Source organism: Pseudomonas serbica (assembly GCF_028823535.1).
GTDB lineage: Bacteria > Pseudomonadota > Gammaproteobacteria > Pseudomonadales > Pseudomonadaceae > Aquipseudomonas > Aquipseudomonas serbica.
On the sequence record NZ_JAQIYM010000090.1, the window covers coordinates 543,624 to 560,643 of the forward strand.

Annotated in this window: 11 protein-coding genes; 5 read left to right on the forward strand and 6 right to left on the reverse strand. The window is 52.5% G+C overall.

Annotated elements, in window-relative coordinates:
• Window positions 1-4 precede the first annotated feature (4 nt).
• Both NQL71_RS33180 and NQL71_RS33185 read left to right on the forward strand, forming a co-directional pair.
• Entirely contained in the window at window positions 5-289 is a 285-nt protein-coding gene (locus NQL71_RS33180; protein ID WP_274643833.1) for an HU family DNA-binding protein, read from the forward strand.
• Window positions 290-430: 141 nt separating this feature from the next.
• Window positions 431-1,111: a hypothetical protein gene (locus NQL71_RS33185; RefSeq protein ID WP_274643834.1), complete on the forward strand. Its 681-nt coding sequence runs from the start codon at window positions 431-433 to the stop codon at window positions 1,109-1,111.
• A gap of 32 nt (window positions 1,112-1,143) precedes the next feature.
• Here NQL71_RS33185 and NQL71_RS33190 read toward each other — a convergent pair whose 3' ends face one another.
• From NQL71_RS33190 to NQL71_RS33205, 4 genes are all read right to left on the reverse strand, one after another.
• The gene (locus tag NQL71_RS33190; protein WP_274643835.1) at window positions 1,144-2,133 is read right to left on the reverse strand and encodes a ParB/RepB/Spo0J family partition protein; all 990 of its coding nucleotides are present in this window, start codon (window positions 2,131-2,133) and stop codon (window positions 1,144-1,146) included.
• Between the two features lies 1 nt (window position 2,134).
• The gene (locus NQL71_RS33195) at window positions 2,135-2,977 is read right to left on the reverse strand and encodes a ParA family protein (RefSeq protein ID WP_274643836.1); all 843 of its coding nucleotides are present in this window, start codon (window positions 2,975-2,977) and stop codon (window positions 2,135-2,137) included.
• 2,579 nt (window positions 2,978-5,556) lie between these two features.
• Window positions 5,557-5,826, reverse strand: coding sequence for a zinc ribbon domain-containing protein (locus tag NQL71_RS33200; RefSeq protein ID WP_274643837.1), 270 nt, complete (start codon window positions 5,824-5,826; stop codon window positions 5,557-5,559).
• Between the two features lie 1,358 nt (window positions 5,827-7,184).
• Window positions 7,185-8,723 (reverse strand): hypothetical protein, encoded by a 1,539-nt coding sequence (locus tag NQL71_RS33205; protein WP_274643838.1) that lies wholly within the window; start codon window positions 8,721-8,723, stop codon window positions 7,185-7,187.
• A 136-nt stretch (window positions 8,724-8,859) separates the two neighbouring features.
• On the opposite strand from NQL71_RS33205, the gene NQL71_RS33210 reads away from it, so the two are divergent.
• Window positions 8,860-9,486, forward strand: a complete 627-nt coding sequence (locus NQL71_RS33210) for a 5' nucleotidase, NT5C type (protein WP_274643839.1) — start codon at window positions 8,860-8,862, stop codon at window positions 9,484-9,486.
• A 129-nt stretch (window positions 9,487-9,615) separates the two neighbouring features.
• A complete protein-coding gene (locus NQL71_RS33215; protein WP_274643840.1) occupies window positions 9,616-10,800 on the forward strand; it encodes a thioredoxin fold domain-containing protein in 1,185 nt (394 codons plus the stop codon).
• A gap of 111 nt (window positions 10,801-10,911) precedes the next feature.
• On the opposite strand, the gene NQL71_RS33220 is transcribed toward NQL71_RS33215, so the two are convergent.
• Entirely contained in the window at window positions 10,912-11,646 is a 735-nt protein-coding gene (locus NQL71_RS33220; RefSeq protein ID WP_274643841.1) for an exonuclease domain-containing protein, read from the reverse strand.
• Window positions 11,647-11,702: 56 nt separating this feature from the next.
• Window positions 11,703-13,232 (reverse strand): replicative DNA helicase, encoded by a 1,530-nt coding sequence (locus tag NQL71_RS33225; protein WP_274643842.1) that lies wholly within the window; start codon window positions 13,230-13,232, stop codon window positions 11,703-11,705.
• A 124-nt stretch (window positions 13,233-13,356) separates the two neighbouring features.
• Between NQL71_RS33225 and dnaE the strand changes: the two genes are divergently transcribed.
• Window positions 13,357-16,974: a DNA polymerase III subunit alpha gene (gene dnaE, locus NQL71_RS33230; RefSeq protein WP_274643843.1), complete on the forward strand. Its 3,618-nt coding sequence runs from the start codon at window positions 13,357-13,359 to the stop codon at window positions 16,972-16,974.
• Window positions 16,975-17,020: the final 46 nt, after the last annotated feature.

Below are 17,020 nucleotides of genomic sequence, written 5' to 3' on the forward strand. Positions count from 1 at the left end.
TTGCATGACCAAGCAAGCCCTGATCGATTCGATCTACGAAAGCATCGAAAGCACTGGCACGACCGTGACCAAGAAAGCCATCGGCGACGTGCTGACCGCCCTGCCAGAGGCCATCATTGCCCAGCTGAACGCTACCCGCACCGCTACTCTGGGCGGCATCGTGTCAATCAACGTCATCGACAAGCCTGCTCGTAAGGCTCGCAACCCGAAAACCGGCGAAACCCTGCAGATCCCGGCACGCCTGGGCCTGAAGATCAAGCCTATCGGCGGTCTGAAAAAGGCGATCTGATTCATTCAGCGCCGTTCAGACCAATAGCCCCCGTCAGGGGGCTTTTTGATATCATAAAATTGCCATTTGTCAAACATATCTTGTTTATTGACATTTGATGTGGTTTATTACATACAAATTGACACACTCGAGTGCGTTTGTATGAAGACTTTTGATCTCGATTTAAGGGCCCTCAAGTCAAAGGAAGCTCAACTCCTTACACAGTCAGTTTACCTGGCTGAACAGATTGAGGCATTAATTCAAGCCCCCGCCCCCGCCTCTATCGACGACCCGGTGTTAAACACTCTTCGACTGCAGCGCTGTCTCGCCTTGTCCAGGTTGCACGACATTCAGAGTCGAATCCAGATCGAGCAGGCAAGATCCCTTGGCCGAGCGTATCTGAAGACCGTGGAAACTCTGTTTCCTGATCGGTTGGTAACCGTGGTTCCCGCTGAGTTCAAACCTGAGTGCCATCCAGGTAATGAAATAGATATGCTCGAACAACGGCGCGAAACCCTCTACCAGAAAATGGAATCAGCGGAGAATCGCAGCAATGCATTGGCCGCCCAAGCGAAATTGCTGGCCCAGGCTAATAGCACGGTCAATCAGGATGAGATCGAGGAGTTGCTGAAGAAAAGGGAGAAAGCTGTCGCGTACTTTGAGCAGCAAAGTATCAAAATACTGCGGACTCGAAAGCGTTTGTACCAGTTGTACTCTCGGCTACCGGAAAGAATCTTGCACCGACTTACAGTTTCGAATGTGAGTGTGCAGCAAGATGAGACTGTGCGAGAAAAAATTTCAATACGCCCTGTCTTTCGACGTCGAATGCTGAGTTGTAAATGAAAGAGGCCCCAGTTCAACTGGGGCCTTTTCACTTAGGATTTGAAAAAATCTTCTACCAACTTCTTCAGTTGCTCGATCTTGTCTTGATCACATTCTTCTTTACTGACGATCACCCTGAACTCTGTCGGCGTGCTAACCAATGCTCCCACCACAGTATCGCCCATGTTGAGTTTGACCTCCGTGTTCACCTTATCGCGTTGACGAGGTTTGATGTCAGCGTACTTGGCCTTGATCTTCTTGATAATATCGCCACGATTTTTGAATTCGCCTGCGATATAATCTGCCATTAACTTCAAGGCGTACTTGACCACTTCATCCTGATCAACTTCTGGATTCAAATCCTTGAAGATTTTTTCCATATCAGCTGCTTCGTTGATTTGGAGCGCCCTTGGAGAAACTTCCAAAAATGCCCTAATGTCCGGATGAAGTTCTTTATATTTTATCAACTTGTAATACTGAGCTTTTCCCAACACCAAGCGCTTGCAGATGTTTTCCTGGCTCTCCTTCATTTCTTGCAACTGTTTAATGGTAATCCAGCGTTCGTAATCGTACGGCTTTTTACGGTTGCTGTTTTCCGAGTCGCAGATGTAAATCATCTCCAGGTCGGACAGCTCCCGAATGACGACGGCGATTTTTACGCCTTTGAGCTTTTTAATGGCCCGCCACCGGCGCTCGCCAAAAACAATTTGATAACGATTACGAAACCGACGGACACCAATCGCCTGATTTTGACCATTTTCCTCAATGGATTTTGATAGCTCATCAACCCCCTCGTCATCAAAATCCCGCCGATTTTGGTAAGGGTTTGGATCAATTTCATGAGTATCCAGATGGGAAATGTACTCACCTTCGAGCACCTTCTCAATTTCTGGAACGACAACTTGCTGAGTATATGAAGTTGAGTTTTCCTCCATCGTTAGCCGCAACTTGTCAGCATTAGATAACTTGCCATTTCCTTTGCCGGTCATCCGCTCTTTCATCGCCTGTGATGCTGGCGAGAGATTACCTTCTTGTGCGGTCATCTTATGCAGCCTCTTGGTTGAGGGCAGGAATATTGATCAGGATCTTTGCCAAGTCGCGATATGACTCAGCCAGTAGTCCTTCCTTCCCTGCACCAACGGCGAATTCGTGACTATAAGTATTAAAGTCGATTTCAGTTCGCTCGGGTATATACAGCGGCAACTTAGGAAGGCCGCCAATTTCGACTTTATCCAAGTTAACTCTGGCAATATTTTTTCGTGTATCGATTTTGTTGAGCAATACACCGACAATCGATTGTGTCGGGTTGTGTTTTTTCACAAACTTCATTTCTTCCGAGTTTAGCATGTTGACAATGCCCTGCTCTGCGTATGCACTGCCGTCAACAATAAAGACCAAATGCGTTGCAACGGTCAAAGCAATCTTAACCAGCATGTCCATGGATGGAGATGCGTCAATGATGATGAAATCAATGTCGCCATCAAACTGATGCAGCATTCTTTTTAAGTTCATCGCCACTTTAAGAATTTCGTCAGCATCACCACGAACGCGATGTTCGAGCGCTTCTTTGATCCCGCCATCAGAGGAGATTAAACCAACGCCGTCAAGCTTTGTGCCCCACGCGATGCAATCCAGGATATCGATATTCGGGTTTGCCACGAGGCTGCTGCTGGTGGACGCCTTCTCTGCCGATTTTTTTGCACCTATGTGGAATGAGCTGTTCATCGACTCGTCAAAATCCAAAAAAAGCACCGACTTGCCCTGCTCGGCCAGTGCTGCCGCTTCGTTGATGCTGGTGGTGGTTTTTCCGACACCGCCCTTGTTGTTCACGAACATGAGGATCTTGGTGTGGTGCATTTGGTACAGAGGGTCGAAGTCTTGAAGCATGGTGGCTGTCCTTAGAAGATTTTTGGATTCGCCTAGAAAGCTCTAAGCAAGTGAAAAAACTATAAGCCTTATAGCTTTTCATGTCAAATCGTAAGGCTTAAGGAACCAATGTTTTTTGCTGGTTTATTGAAATTTTTTATGACTGTGGTCGCAATTTGCGACTTTCATCCTACCTGTCAGACGACGCTCAAATTTAGGGTAGCTTATCGAGCATGTCGCCAGCCTCTGGGTCGCTGTCGCCTGGGATGGCCGCCCTCCTCCTTTTGCATCATGTTCGACCCTCTGCCATGTGAAACTTGGTGCCGAAGTCGCATTTTGCGAGTGGCACTATTCAGGCTTCTGAGATACCACCGGCTGAACGCGGTCTTCAGTATCTCTGCCGGCATTCCACTGAGAGCATCCTGTGAGCCTAGCTGAAAAGGTGATCATGGAGGGCTACCAATCTTTTACTCCTTCTCTTGATCGAACTTTTTAGATGTTCTTCGCGAGAGATGCCTGTCGCATTTTGCGACTTTGGTCTTGCGCTCTAGGTGGAGTTCAGGAGTCGCAAAATGCGACTTAGTAGTGTCGAAAAAAAATAACCCTACAGATATGGGTACCAAAGTCGCATTTTGCGACTTGGCCTGATGGTCTGTGTGGAGCCCCCAAATGCGTCTCTTGGGTAAGTTCATTCAGATGTTCCGTTTTTCGTAGTCCTGAGAACATTTTCTAAATTTATAACGACGGGGTGATGCGGGACAGTCGCAAAATGCGACTATTTCATGTGACCAGATTGCCTTTATTGGTCATAGTATGAACTAACCGTTTCGTACAATGTTAAGATCCATGTTCTGCTTCGCTGGCATCTTAGACTGTCGTGGATCATTCACTTCGGCCCATCGTGCCTGCTTTAAAATCCGTAGGACGTGGTTAAAGGACAGCTGATTTTTACGGCCATGAGGCTTGGTGCATGGGCAGGAAGACTTCTGAAAAAATGGCTAGACCTTATTGCCCTGGTTGCTGACCGGTAACAGACTCTTCGAGCAGGTGCTTACTGCGGGCGGCACCTTGCAAACCGATTTGAAGATGAACCGTTGTCCGGTACTGGTGGAGCCTTAACTGAAGCCGCTAGCGCCTGGGATGCATCAACACTATAAAGCTGAGATCAAGGCTCGCACCGCTGGCCTGGCCTGGCCTGGCCTAAACGCGCTACAGCAGGGACGATACTGACGGTTCCGTCAATGTACTGGTGGTCGATATTCGAGCAGGTGAAACCATTGCAGGCGTTTCACGCCATATAAAATACCAGGGGAAACCAATCGTCACACGGATCATTGGCGACAGCGCTAACACCGCGCAGTTCGCTCGCATGATGGCGACGTCGAAGCACATTCTGGTATTCGGCTCAGTAATGCACTCGTATTTCAAACCAGGCCTAGGGAAATGCGAGGGACAACAACGAGGGTACCAAAGTGAAAATCCGAACAATACCTTCTGATGCGGAATGCCAGCGCAGGCAAAAGTTCTGTATTTGTATGAGACCTGCGAGCGTGAGGTTGGCCGAGGTGAGTAGCGATCCTGTGAACGGGCTCTTATGTTTCCAACATCCGCTCGCCAGTTGGCGCGTTTCATTTTCCTTGCAGAGCGGCGTGGATGAAGAACTTAACGCCAGAGCCGGCGAACTGAACTTGAGGGTCTTGCCTACCGAAACAGAATCCGACAATCGCATTTTGCGACTCAGCAGGGCTGACCGCTGAAGCTAGAACAGAGGTGTAGATAGGGTGATGCCAGTCAAAGGCCAGGCAAACAGTTCATACTGAACCATCTGACGCTAGGAGTCCGGTGCCTGGAAATGCTGCAGAGCTCCCGGATCGGTCTCGATTTCAGCCTCCCTCAACGAGTCGCATTTTGCGACTGAGACCAAATACCCTTGATATTTGTATGGAATTAAGTCGAGGATCAGAGGCTAAAAGAGCCTTCAAGAGCGAGTCGCAAAATGCGACTCCTACCAAACCCCATGAATATGGAGGTGAATCCATCCCGAAATCAGTCGCAAAATGCGACCTAATGGACTTGGGGCCTCCTGATCACCTGTTTGATTTAGAGCACGAAGCCTCGTGAGTGGCCATGCCTCTTTTAAAACACTGGAAGCTGGCCGAGCGGAAGCGACGGACAGGCAGCTAATCGGCGATCAATCGGTGGGATTCGGAACTGGCCGACGACAGTTTATGGTTGGTGGTTGTGGTTGGTGAGGGTCAGCATCGCCTAGGGTTTGGTTGCAAACACCTCTCTTTTTCAGGGTCAGGGGAGCCCCATCTCATTCGACAGCCTCACGTCGTGGCTGGATGGCTAGAAATCCTTGAGCGCACTTTTTCTGGTTGCGCCTTACATAGGCCTGTGGAGTTCTGGTCATGTGGGGAAATCATCCAACGGGAAAGTTTCCTGATCAGAAATCTCTCGGGTTTCGTAACACGCCAGCAAGGCCTCCCATTTAAGGTCTCTTGTTTACCGGTCAAGCGGCCCAAAGCTTCTTAACATCCACCCACCTCGACCTGTAAGTCGCCGCCTGGTCGCGGAAAGGAAGGGGATTCCACACGGTGTCAGCCAGCCTCGGCTGCCTGCTCACTTCTACAGGTTCCTGCTGCTGACGGCCTAACAGCGCAATTCACTTCACAGACTATCCGGCCAATGTCCTGACCTTTTGGCAACTTTAATCCACGCCCACGGATGTTTTTTGGGGCGTCCAGGTACGCATACTCGGTGTGGCCGCAGGCCACGCAGAGAAAGACGCTCTGGCATTTCCGATTATCTGGGTGGGTATGCCCTGAGACTGGGCACTTACGACTGGTATTGGCCGGTGGTAGCGCCAATAACCGCCCGCCTTGCCAGGTGGATTTGTAATCCAGTTGGCGGCCAAACTCGCACCAGTCTTGATCCGGAAACGGATGGTTTCGAACTTTCCAGGGGATAGGGCCATGAGGTTACCCATACGTTACTGCCCAATCTCTGGTGCAATTCAACGTGCGGCGTTTCCTCACAACCAATCTGTTGGGACGTTATATCGTAACGTTGCTTAGTCGCATTTTGCGACTCGTTTCAAGGTGCACTCATACTCTGGCCATAACCACCAAGAGTCGCAAAATGCGACTCTTTGATAGAAGTAATCAGACCCGCACCGCACTGTCTAAACAGGAGGAAGCGCCCGTGGGTAAGTCGCATTTTGCGACTTGAGCAACCCTGCACGTTAAGGTTCGACTCAGACTGAAGTCGCAAAATGCGACTTGTGACCAGGTGGGTGCGCATGGTGAGGTCTTAGGTATGGGCGATCCTGAACTGTTCCACACCTGCATCTCGGTGTGCCACGAATAGCCTTAGTAAGCATCTGATGGGAAGCCATCGGATCAGCCATTTTCACCATGCTCATCTACAGCAATGAGGGAAGGGTAAGTGGCACAATCAATCCTATCGCTCGGCGGCCATACGTGAGTCGCAAAATGCGACTGATGAAAATGACGATGGTTCATCAGTGGGATCAAAAGCCTCGTTTGACGTGGGAAAGCCAAATCAAATGTTCGAGCTATAAGACATGGAATGCAGCCACGCTTTGTGAGTGTGTACGGATCTACTGAACCGGACACCAGCATCAACACCTCATGCTATTAAGGCTAGCGAGTGTCTGAGCGGCAGGCCTAGTTAAGTCTCGCGGGCGTATAACGGAGTTAGATTCACGGGATTAGTGAGAAAATAGCCAAGTCTCATAGGATGGCGACACCTGGCGATCACGACAGATTTCGCTGATCAAGGACGCCAATCCGCTACGCACCATTAGTTCTTAGGATGTACTCAGCTTTCCGCTTCTATGTTTTCGGTTAACGGTGGACGGTGACAGCTACAGGGAATTTCTTGGAGTGGAGACCATTAGGTAGAGCACCAGGCTTTCCGGAGAACCATGCTGGACTTTAGGTATATCGTCAAATCGAGAGGGAGGTTAAGAAGGAGCGGTACCGCTACAGGGATATAGAGTTGCCAGCTAAAAGCGCTGTGAAAGACAGGGATGGGCGCAGATTTACCCCTTGAGGCATAAAAATACTGATTTCGTTTAAAAAATCTGCTGGGCAAAGCACCTGAAAATCACGCAGATTTAAAATCTTAAAACCGATAAGCCTTATGACTTTTGATGGTTTTGGCGTTTAAGGCAAAGAAAACCGCCCCTTAGGGGCGGTTGGCGTTAAGCGAGGGCAGGGGAGGCCGGTTGTGCTGCTTTACGTGCGTCTTCCGGCATACGCTGCATCAGGTGGATCATGAACGCACTCTTGGCAAAGGTGAGCTTCTGCTGATCGACGTCCACATGCTTGTCTGAAAACATGCGAGCAAGATTGCCGCTTTCGAGCTGAATGTTGACCCAGCCCTGCAGCGCAGGAACTTTGCGAATCTCGGTTTGATAACCGATCAAGTAGTTGGTCACAGCATGCGCAATATCGTCGTACTTCGGGGAAGAAGACTTCAGCTCATGCTGAAGCACCTGCTTGAGCAATAGCTTTGAGTCTCCGGTGGCAACGAACTCCCTCAGGAAGGCCCTGTGACGCTCCTTGAACGCTGCATAGGTCGATTGCTTGTCTGTGGCCTCAGGAGCGGCGATGACCTCCGCTGCCGGCTTAGGAGGCTCAGGCAACCGTTCCGTTTTGTAGTTGGTGTAAGCCCAACGCACCATGCTCGACAGCCAACCGATAATGTCGGAGTGTTCAGCTTCAATTTTTTCGTACAGCTCGCGAGCGTACTTCCAAATTCCCGTGGCGATGAATCCTGGCATCTCGTCCATCGTGTCCCCGGCCTCAATCGGCTTGCTGCCCTCATCATGTGCAGCCTGAAAGATGAAAAGGAGGAGGGATTTGATGTCCGTTTTATGACCCATCTTGCCGATTTCACGAGCTGTAATGGTGAGGGCCAGCCGATGGTTGGAACCTTCAAGTCGGTAGTCATCAAGGGAGGGCTTATGTCGCTCGCACAGCGTGGCCCAGGACATGTCTACCTGATCAGGAACCGCATCAAAACGACTGACATGGGTGCCCGTAAAGTGCACCAAAGGAACATGCTTTTGGGAGGAGGGCGCCCTGAACTTGATGGCACGACTCGCCTTAATGACGTCTTCCTGGTCACGCGCCATCCCCAAAATGTCATCCATCGAAATGGCTGCGCCAGGGCGATGGTAGGCTTTTGGCTTGATGTCGGAGTTTTCTTTCGAATGACTCGGGTAGTAGTAAAAGCGCGAAGGGTTGCAGCAGCTGACGTCCAACTCGATTCGGGTTTTCAGCGACTCGAAGCAAGATGGCCAGTGCTCAACCAGAATCGGCTCGAACAGGCGCAGAACCATGCGGTATTTCCACGGCGTTGCCAGCGAGTAGTTGTGGGTCGTGTAGACGCAATACTCATAGCCGGCAAACAGCTCTTCAGCCTGATCCAATGCACCTGGCTTGTCCAAGTCGATCACCAAGGCTGTGATTGCCTCGATGTTGATGTCACCCCGGTAGTGGGGCGGTTGCTGCACCTTACCAGGCTTCTGTTGGGGGTAAACCAACTGCCACTCTGCCTCATGCTTCATCATGACAGGCATGAAGCCTTCCCCGTCTTTACGGTTCCGCAGGCGGTGAGTGGCCACTGTTTCTTTGAATTCCTCCCAAGAGAATTCCTGTTGACCTGTGCTCACGTCAACATCGAAGCAGTTTTTGAGGTCAACGACGTAAAGGAATTCTTCTGGTTGCTGGTTCATAGCGCCTACTCGTAAGTCATTAATTGATCATAAAATCTGCGGAAGCGCTGGCGCAAGCGAACTGGAGACATTGGGTGTGAATTGACATTGTGCCAATCTTTAGGTATGTATTGTCACCTTATTTAAGGAATTGCCCATGAAGCCTATCGCCATAGATGTAGATGACGTGATCGCAGTGCTAAAAAACGCACTCTACACAAGCCTGAAGAAGCGCTACCCGAGCGTCGAAAGCCCTGAGCATTGGGCCGGCTTCGACATTTACAATCGCTATGGTATTCCTATCAAGGAATTTCTGGACATCATTCTCGAGGACAACCTGCTGGCCACGATTCCTATGGCTCGCGGTGCCCTGAAGGCTTTGCAGGCCCTTAAGGACAGTGGTCGCCCGCTGGTATTGATTACGTCTCGAGGTTACGCCCCAGAAGCCCTGACCACCGGCTGGTTGGCTGCCAACAAGGTGCCGCATGACGATCTGATCATCGTGCCGGAGGGCATGACTAAAGCCGAGGCAGCCATTGCGAAGTACCCACAGGGCTTCTTGTACATGGTTGACGACTTGCCGAAAAACCTCGATGACATGAAAAACGCAGGCCTGGTGAAATACACGATCCTGATCGACCAGCCGTGGAACCAAGAGCGCCAGGACTACAAGGAAGGGGTGTCTCGGTTCGAAAGCCTTGAGGATTTTGTTATTTCGCTGCAGCGTGAAAACTTCAAAGAGCACCTGAAGTTTCCGGCAGTATCGCTGGAGCTGGCCTGCTAAATAGACATATGTGATATATTGACGCGGAGGTAGGCCTGTGGCCATCTCCCCAGTGTGTCACATCATGCAAGGGGAGGGTGTCCTGCAGGTGTTGCCGACAGGTTCAAAGAACACTTCAGGAGCTCTCCAATGCACGATCAGAAACCCTCTGGGCAGCAAGCCTCTGGGGATAAGAAATCTGGCTGGCTGACAATCGAAAATGCCCGAAACCTGGGATTGATCATTGCTTCCGTCGCCGTAACCTATGCCGCGATCAACACCGCTCAGCAAGCAACCGCGACGCGACCAGCCCCAGCGGCCCCTCTCGCCGTTGCCGCACCAGCCCCTTCGCAACCCATCCCGGCACAATCTCCCGCTCCAAAACCGACCGGCGATTCGCTTGAAAGCAATGGTCGCCTGGATCTTGGTCAGGATGAGCGTTCCGAGGCCTTCAAAGAGTTCCTCAAAGTAAAAATTGACGAACTGAATAAGGCCGGCCCGGTTGTCTATGCGACCGAACCAGTTGCTCCAGAGCCTCTGGAGGCGGTCGTTTCGTCTGCCCAGGCGCCAGTGGCACCACAAGAGTCCCCGTCGCTTGCAGCGGCCCCACAGGCGGTTCAACAGCCGGCGTCACAAGAAGCCCATGCTCCAACCGGCAGTACCGAGCCAGTTAAGGGCACTACGTCGAAGGGCTTCCCAATGACCACGCATCCGGCCCCGTTTGTCGACGCCGTCGCGAAGGCAAGCCTGGAGAGTAAGCGAGTGGCGTTCGCCAAATCCGGACAGCCTGGTGTTGCAAAAATTGGCTACAACGTCGATGGCTCGATCATGGGCGAATCTGAGAAGCAAGAGCAGATCCGGTCTACCCTTACGAATATTCCTGATGAGTGGACGATTATTTACAAGGCTCCGCAGGAGAAGGTCAGGCTCTATGTCTTTACCGACCCAAGCTGCCCATATTGCAAAAAATTGCACAGGGCGCTGCCACAATTGCAACAAGCCGGGATTTCCGTTCACTACCTGATGTATCCGCGTGACATGGCCACAGTCGCCGTGGGTCAAGTGTCTCCGACCGGCGAGAATATGCGCAATATCTGGTGCACGCCTGACCAGAGGGCCGCAATGGACAGCGCGTTCTTAGGCTACCGCGTGCCTGATGCTGACTGCGCAGCACTGCCGAAGTCGATCCATCGCACCCCACCGCCCGTGCCGGATCACTACAACATGGGTCAGATGTTCGACGTTCAGGGAACGCCAACCATGTTTGCTTCGAACGGTAGGTCAGCCAAAGGGTTTGGTGAAGCTCAGGAGCTGATTAGTTACCTCCTTCGCTGAATCGTTGCCTCTACGCTTCACCCATAAAAAAACGTGCGCCAGGCGCACGTTTTTCGTTTTCAGGGTAAAGGCCACGTTGGGAGACCCGCTGCTGCGGCTCTCTGGATCGCCTCAGCGCATTTCAAGGCCCGCTGCCAGGCATTCGCCGCCAGAAGACTTCTTAATGCGCTCACAGAGCTTCTGGTGCCGTTCCTGATCATCTGACCGCAGCGAAGAAACCTTGAGCGAGCCCACTGGTAAGGAAAGGCGCTCTGGGGAAAGGGTAGGGCCAGCCAAACGTGCACGGGTGTCAAACGTCATGCCTGTTTGGCTGATACGCATGACTTTGAAAATTTCACCAAGAATGGTGGCGTCGAGCAAAGCGCCGTGCAATTCCCGCTTGATCTTGGCATCGCCAAGCAACAGGTTGTTCAAGCGGTCAAGGTTATAGCGACCAGGCCCGTATTTGGCCCTCGCCAGCACCAGGGTACAAATGACCGGGTTACCCAACTGCGTAAGCGTCTTCAGGCCAGCGTGCTTTAGCTCCGCATCCAGAAATGGGATGTCGTGCGCAGCGTTGTGAGCGACAAGCGTAGAGCTGCCGATGAACTCCAGCATATCCATCGCAATGTCAGAGAAAACCTTTCCGCCACCCAACTGAATACAGTCATCGCGGCTCAATCCGTGCACATCGTAGGCGCCCTCAGGTACGGATCGCTGGGGGTCGATATACACATGAAAGGTTCTGCCCGTTGGGACGCTACCCTTCATCTCGACGATGCCAATTTCGCACAGTCGATGGCCTTCATGAAACTTGAATCCTGTGGATTCAGTGTCCAACACCGCAAAAATCTCTGGATCTGACATAGATGTTGCCCGCGATTAAGTGACTGACCTCATTGTTTCATGGACGAGAGCGTCAATTAAAGGGGATTGTCAGAATAGTCAGGGTCGGACAAGGCGGTATCGGATGCTGGGTCTTCCCAGGGCATCGTGTCCTGTGGCAATTCTCTGAAATCAATGCCTTCCAAGACCTCGCCTGCTGAGCTTGGGCCTTTGTCCCCTCTGGCTTTGTCTTTACCGCCCCGTTTGGACGTCTGTGGGTCTGGATGCTTGACCAGCGACTGGTCAATGTTTTTGAACCTTGATTGTCCACCGGTAAACCCAACGTAAGCCGTGCCGAGCGGCCCGTTACGCTGCTTCCCAATGATGATCTCGGCAATGCCTTTGTATTCAGTGTCAGGGTTATAAACCTCATCCCGGTACACGAACATGATCACGTCAGCATCTTGCTCAATGGCACCAGACTCACGCAGGTCGGCAGCGATAGGACGCTTGTTCGGGCGCTGCTCCAATGAGCGCGACAGTTGGGAGAGAACGATAATCGGGATACCAAGAAGTTTACCCAAGGCCTTGAGGCCCTGAGTGATTTCACCCAGCCCTTTAACTGGATCACCCGCGTGAAGCGCCGACAGCCGCATCAACTGCAGGTAGTCGATCATAATCAGGGAGAATGGCGTTTCATCGAACTTCCGGATGGCTCGTGCGCACAGTTGCTGAAGCGTCAGGCCTGGGCTGTCATCGATGAAAATTGGGGCTTTTTTAAGTTTTTCGCTCGCGATCTGAAGCTTTTCGAGGTCGCCGACTTTGAGCTTGCCACGACGAAGGTCTTCAAAATCAATCCCACCAATGCTGGCAACCGAACGTTGCAGAATCGATGTGTCAGGCATTTCCAGGGAAAACACCATGGTCGCCCGATTCAACACCACCGACACGTATTCGATGATATTCATCGCAAACGTCGTCTTACCCATGGAAGGGCGGCCACCGATGATGATCAGGTCTGCTGGTTGCAAGCCTGCCAGAAACTCATCGAGTTGATCGAAGCCCGTGGGCACGCCCGGCGTGGTTTTTCCAGAAGCTAGATCGGTAAACTGAACAAACCATCGATCAAAGACATCAGCGTAGGATTTGACTGTGTCGGCACCAGAGGTCATCCGGTGATTGGCGTCCTGAACGCCCTTCGATAGCTTCGAAAGATCTTCGGACAACGGCGCTTTGAACTGCAGCAGATCCACTTGGACTTGTTGCAGATTTCGCAGGGTATCGCGGCGAACGGCAATATTACGCAATTCTTCTGCCGCTCGAGTCACGCTGAGGGCGTCTGGCATTTCAGCCAACGACTCCATCAAGAACTCTTCAACGAACTTCATGCTGGCAAAACGGGAGAGGGCGAGAGCCGTCGAAACCGGGTTGTTCAGCTTGGTCTCACCGCTAACCCAGGCATAAATCTGCCGAGCGCCATCATTAAAAAAGTCACCAGGTTCGATAACCTCAGCGACTTTTGTAAAAAGGCTCGGCGAGTCCAGCAAGGTGGCGATGATCGTTCTTTCGAGGGGATACGCCCGCTCAGCAAAATTTGATATTCCATTAGCATCAACGAAAGACGTCATCGGCATACACCCGGTTGCAGTTTGAGGGAGACGAGTATAGGGTTCCGACCTCAATTGTCAATTGATTGCATATAGTGTCATCTGTCACCCTAGATAGACCATCTGCATCCCAGGAGCAAGCCGCGTGAGCTTTGTCCATCTGTCCCTACATTCCGAATACTCCTTGCACGACTCGCTGGTCAGAATCGACCAGCTGATGGATGGCGTGGCCGATGCTGGGATGCCAGCGGTAGCGGTGACCGACGACTGCAACATGTTTGCGACGATCAAGGCATATAAGGCGGCTATGGCGTCCGGCGTCAAGCCGATTATTGGTGCCCAGATACTGATCCAGACGAGTCGTCTGAGCACCTCGCTTCTAACCGTCCTGTGCCGCGACAATGACGGATACCGAGCACTCAGCGAAATCATCTCGCAGGGTTATGAAAAAGGCATCCGTGACAAGCTGAATCGTCCGATCATCCCGCTCAGCTGGTTTAATGACAAATCTTCAGGTTTGATCGCACTGTCCGGCGCTCGGCAAGGGGAAATCGGCACGCTGTTGATGCAAAACCGCGATAAAAGCTTGGTGATGGACTCGGTCTCGGAGTTCCGCGAGCTCTTCGGTGACAATTTTTACCTCGAGCTGCAACGTATTGGCCACGGCGCCGACGACCGCTATGTCCGTGAAGCCGTGCAGCTGGCCATGGAAGTCGACTTGCCGGTGGTCGCAACCAACAACGTGCGCTTTCTGCAGAGCGATGAATTCAGTACTCACGAGGTTCGTGACGCTATCGCCCAAAAGCGTACCGTCGACGAGTTGCGAAAAGACCACACGCCGAACTGCACGCAGCATCAGTTCCTGAAAAGCCCTGAGGAGATGATTGAGCTCTTCTCGGACATTCCTGCAGCCATTGAAAACACCCTGGTTATTGCGGCCCAGTGCAGCGTTGACCTCACCCTAGGCAAAAACTACCTGCCGGCCTTCCCAGCCCCGGAGGGGATGACCGAGGCTGACCTGCTCGACAAAATGTCATTCGATGGCCTGGAAACACGCCTGCGTGAATACTTTCCGACAGACGAGGTCATTGCCAAACACCGGCAAGAGTACGAGGAACGCCTGCGCTTTGAGCTCAACACCATCAAACAGATGGGTTTCCCCGGCTACTTCCTGATCGTTGCTGACTTTATCACCTGGGCCAAAAAGAACGACATCCCGGTAGGGCCAGGCCGTGGTTCGGGCGCCGGCTCCCTGGTGGCCTACGCCCTAGGAATCACCGACCTTAACCCGATCCCCTATGCATTGCTGTTTGAGCGATTCCTTAACCCGGAACGGGTCTCGATGCCCGACTTCGACATCGACTTTTGCATGGACAAGCGAGACAAGGTGATCGAATACGTAGCGGATGCGTATGGTCATCACGCCGTCAGTCAGATCATCACGTATGGCACCATGGCTGCGAAAAGCGCCATCAAGCGGGTGACTAACGCGCTGGGCATGCCAGGGGGCCTGGGTAACAGCATGGCCAACCTAGTTCCCAAGGCGCCTGACATTACCCTTGAAAAGGCTCTGAAGCTGGCGCCTGAGCTGAAGATCTTGATCGATACGGATCAGGACGCCCGCAGGATTTGGGATTATGCGGTGGCTGTTGAGGGTTTGTGCCTGCAGACAGGTAAACATGCCGGTGGTGTTGTAATCGCACCGACCAAATTGACCGACTTCTCTCCTGTCTACTGCGACGCTGACGGTTCGAACCTGGTAACTCAGTTCGACAAGGACGATGTGGAAGCAGCAGGTTTGGTGAAGTTTGACTTCTTGGGCCTGAAAAACCTGACGACCATCGATTATGCGGTGAAATCGATCAATGCTCGCCACCTGAAGGAGGGTAAGGCCCCTCTGAACATCGCCTTCATCCCATTGGACGACAAGCCGACCTACAAGCTGCTACAAAACGCCGAGACCACGGCAGTGTTCCAGCTTGAGTCGAAGGGCATGAAGGAACTGGTCAAAAAACTAAAACCTGACTGCCTGGAAGACTTGATCGCACTGGTGGCCTTGTTCCGTCCGGGCCCACTGCAATCGGGCATGGTCGACGACTTCGTAAACCGTAAGCACGGCAGGGCAGAAGTTACCTACCCGCATTCGTCTCTTGAGCCGGTATTGAATAACACCTACGGCGTAATCGTGTACCAGGAACAGGTGATGCAGATCGCCCAGGTCATGGCCGGTTACACCCTCGGCGGCGCGGACATGCTGCGCCGAGCCATGGGCAAGAAAAAACCCGAGGAAATGGCTAAACAGCGGCAGATCTTCGTCGACGGCTGCGTCAACAACAAGATTCCCGCCGAGCTGGCCGAATCCGTGTTCGACCTGATGGCGAAATTCGCCGAATACGGCTTCAACAAGTCTCACTCTGCCGCCTACGCGTTAATTGCTTACCAAACCGCCTACCTGAAAGCGAACTACCCTGCCGACTTCATGGCGGCGGCACTGACCTGCGACATCGGCAACACCGATAAAATCGTCAAGCTGATCCACGAAACCCGCATGATGGGCCTGGAAGTCACCCCACCTGATATCAACCACTCCAAGTGGGCCTTTACCCCGCACAACGGCAAAGTGCTGTACGGCATGGGCTCGGTGGACAGGCTGGGCGAAGTACCGATCCTGGAAGTACTGAAGAACCGTGAACAAGTGGGCGAATTCGAAAACCTGGTCGACTTCCTCTACCGCGTCCCACTGCGCAAGAACGTGATCGAGTCCTGTATCAATGCGGGCATGTTCGACTTCAGCGGGATTGATCGGTCTGAACTGCTCGCGGTGTACCCGCTGGCGCTGGAAGCCGGCAAGCACCTGCGCAAGCACCAAGGGCAGGGCATGTTATTTGATATGGAGATCCCGCCCGTCCCCCGTTTGACCGTGCCAGCGATGGAAATCAACATTCGTCTCGACGGTGAGCGCAAGGCCCTGGGCCTATACCTGACAGGCCACCCTTACGAGCAATATCGTCCGGCCCTGCGTCCAGCTCTGACCTGCAACCTATCGGATCTGGTTACCAACCTCGAAGATGAAACGGTCGAGCGCGAGGATCGCTACTACAACGTCACCGTAGCGGGCCTAATGACCGACTTCGACTGCCGGTCGAATACCAAGGGTACCTACGCCAGCTTCAAGCTCGACGATGGCACGGCCCGAATGGATTGCATGATTTATAACAAGGAGTTCAACGACTTCCAGGCCTTTTTGAATAACCATAACCTGGTGGTACTGCAGGGTCGGGTTAGATCCAACGAAAAAACCAAAAGCTTCAACCTGATCATCGATACGGTGCAGCCGCTGGACGCCTTTCTGGCCAACCAGAGCGGCAAGGTGGTCGTTAACCTCCCCGAAGGGGCTAGCGTTATACGCGAGATGGGCAAAGTGCACGGCTTGTCCTCCCTGAACGACGAAGGCACCATGCGCGTGTTCATCCAGGGCTTCGGAGAGGAAGAGGCAAATGAATTGCCGATCCCTCCGATCAGCGCTAATGGCCCGGCCATGCAAAAGCTGGTGAGCCTGTGGGGTGACAATGTTAAGATCGAATACGTCAAGCAGTATGCCCGGAAAGTGGATTATCGGGTGGCGCGGGACACCGTACCGACGGCAGTGATCGATGACATGGATCAGCACCGGGCGGCACTGAGATTGGCGCTAGAAAAGGCTCTGAGCGCCGCTGAGGTTGCGATGACCGGATCGGAAGAGTCTGGGCCGACACCAGACTGATCGAAGGCTATAGGGGGCTCAGGCGCTGTAACAGCCCCCTTTGTTC

What these genes read in the sequence shown, in the direction of transcription:
- NQL71_RS33225 (WP_274643842.1), bottom strand. Translation starts at nt 13,232, where the DNA reads ATGACGTCTTTCGTTGATGCTAATGGAATATCAAATTTTGCTGAGCGG.
- NQL71_RS33195 (WP_274643836.1), bottom strand. Translation starts at nt 2,977, where the DNA reads ATGCTTCAAGACTTCGACCCTCTGTACCAAATGCACCACACCAAGATC.
- NQL71_RS33215 (WP_274643840.1), top strand. Translation starts at nt 9,616, where the DNA reads ATGCACGATCAGAAACCCTCTGGGCAGCAAGCCTCTGGGGATAAGAAA.
- NQL71_RS33190 (WP_274643835.1), bottom strand. Translation starts at nt 2,133, where the DNA reads ATGACCGCACAAGAAGGTAATCTCTCGCCAGCATCACAGGCGATGAAA.
- NQL71_RS33180 (WP_274643833.1), top strand. Translation starts at nt 5, where the DNA reads ATGACCAAGCAAGCCCTGATCGATTCGATCTACGAAAGCATCGAAAGC.
- NQL71_RS33220 (WP_274643841.1), bottom strand. Translation starts at nt 11,646, where the DNA reads ATGTCAGATCCAGAGATTTTTGCGGTGTTGGACACTGAATCCACAGGA.
- NQL71_RS33210 (WP_274643839.1), top strand. Translation starts at nt 8,860, where the DNA reads ATGAAGCCTATCGCCATAGATGTAGATGACGTGATCGCAGTGCTAAAA.
- NQL71_RS33205 (WP_274643838.1), bottom strand. Translation starts at nt 8,723, where the DNA reads ATGAACCAGCAACCAGAAGAATTCCTTTACGTCGTTGACCTCAAAAAC.
- NQL71_RS33185 (WP_274643834.1), top strand. Translation starts at nt 431, where the DNA reads ATGAAGACTTTTGATCTCGATTTAAGGGCCCTCAAGTCAAAGGAAGCT.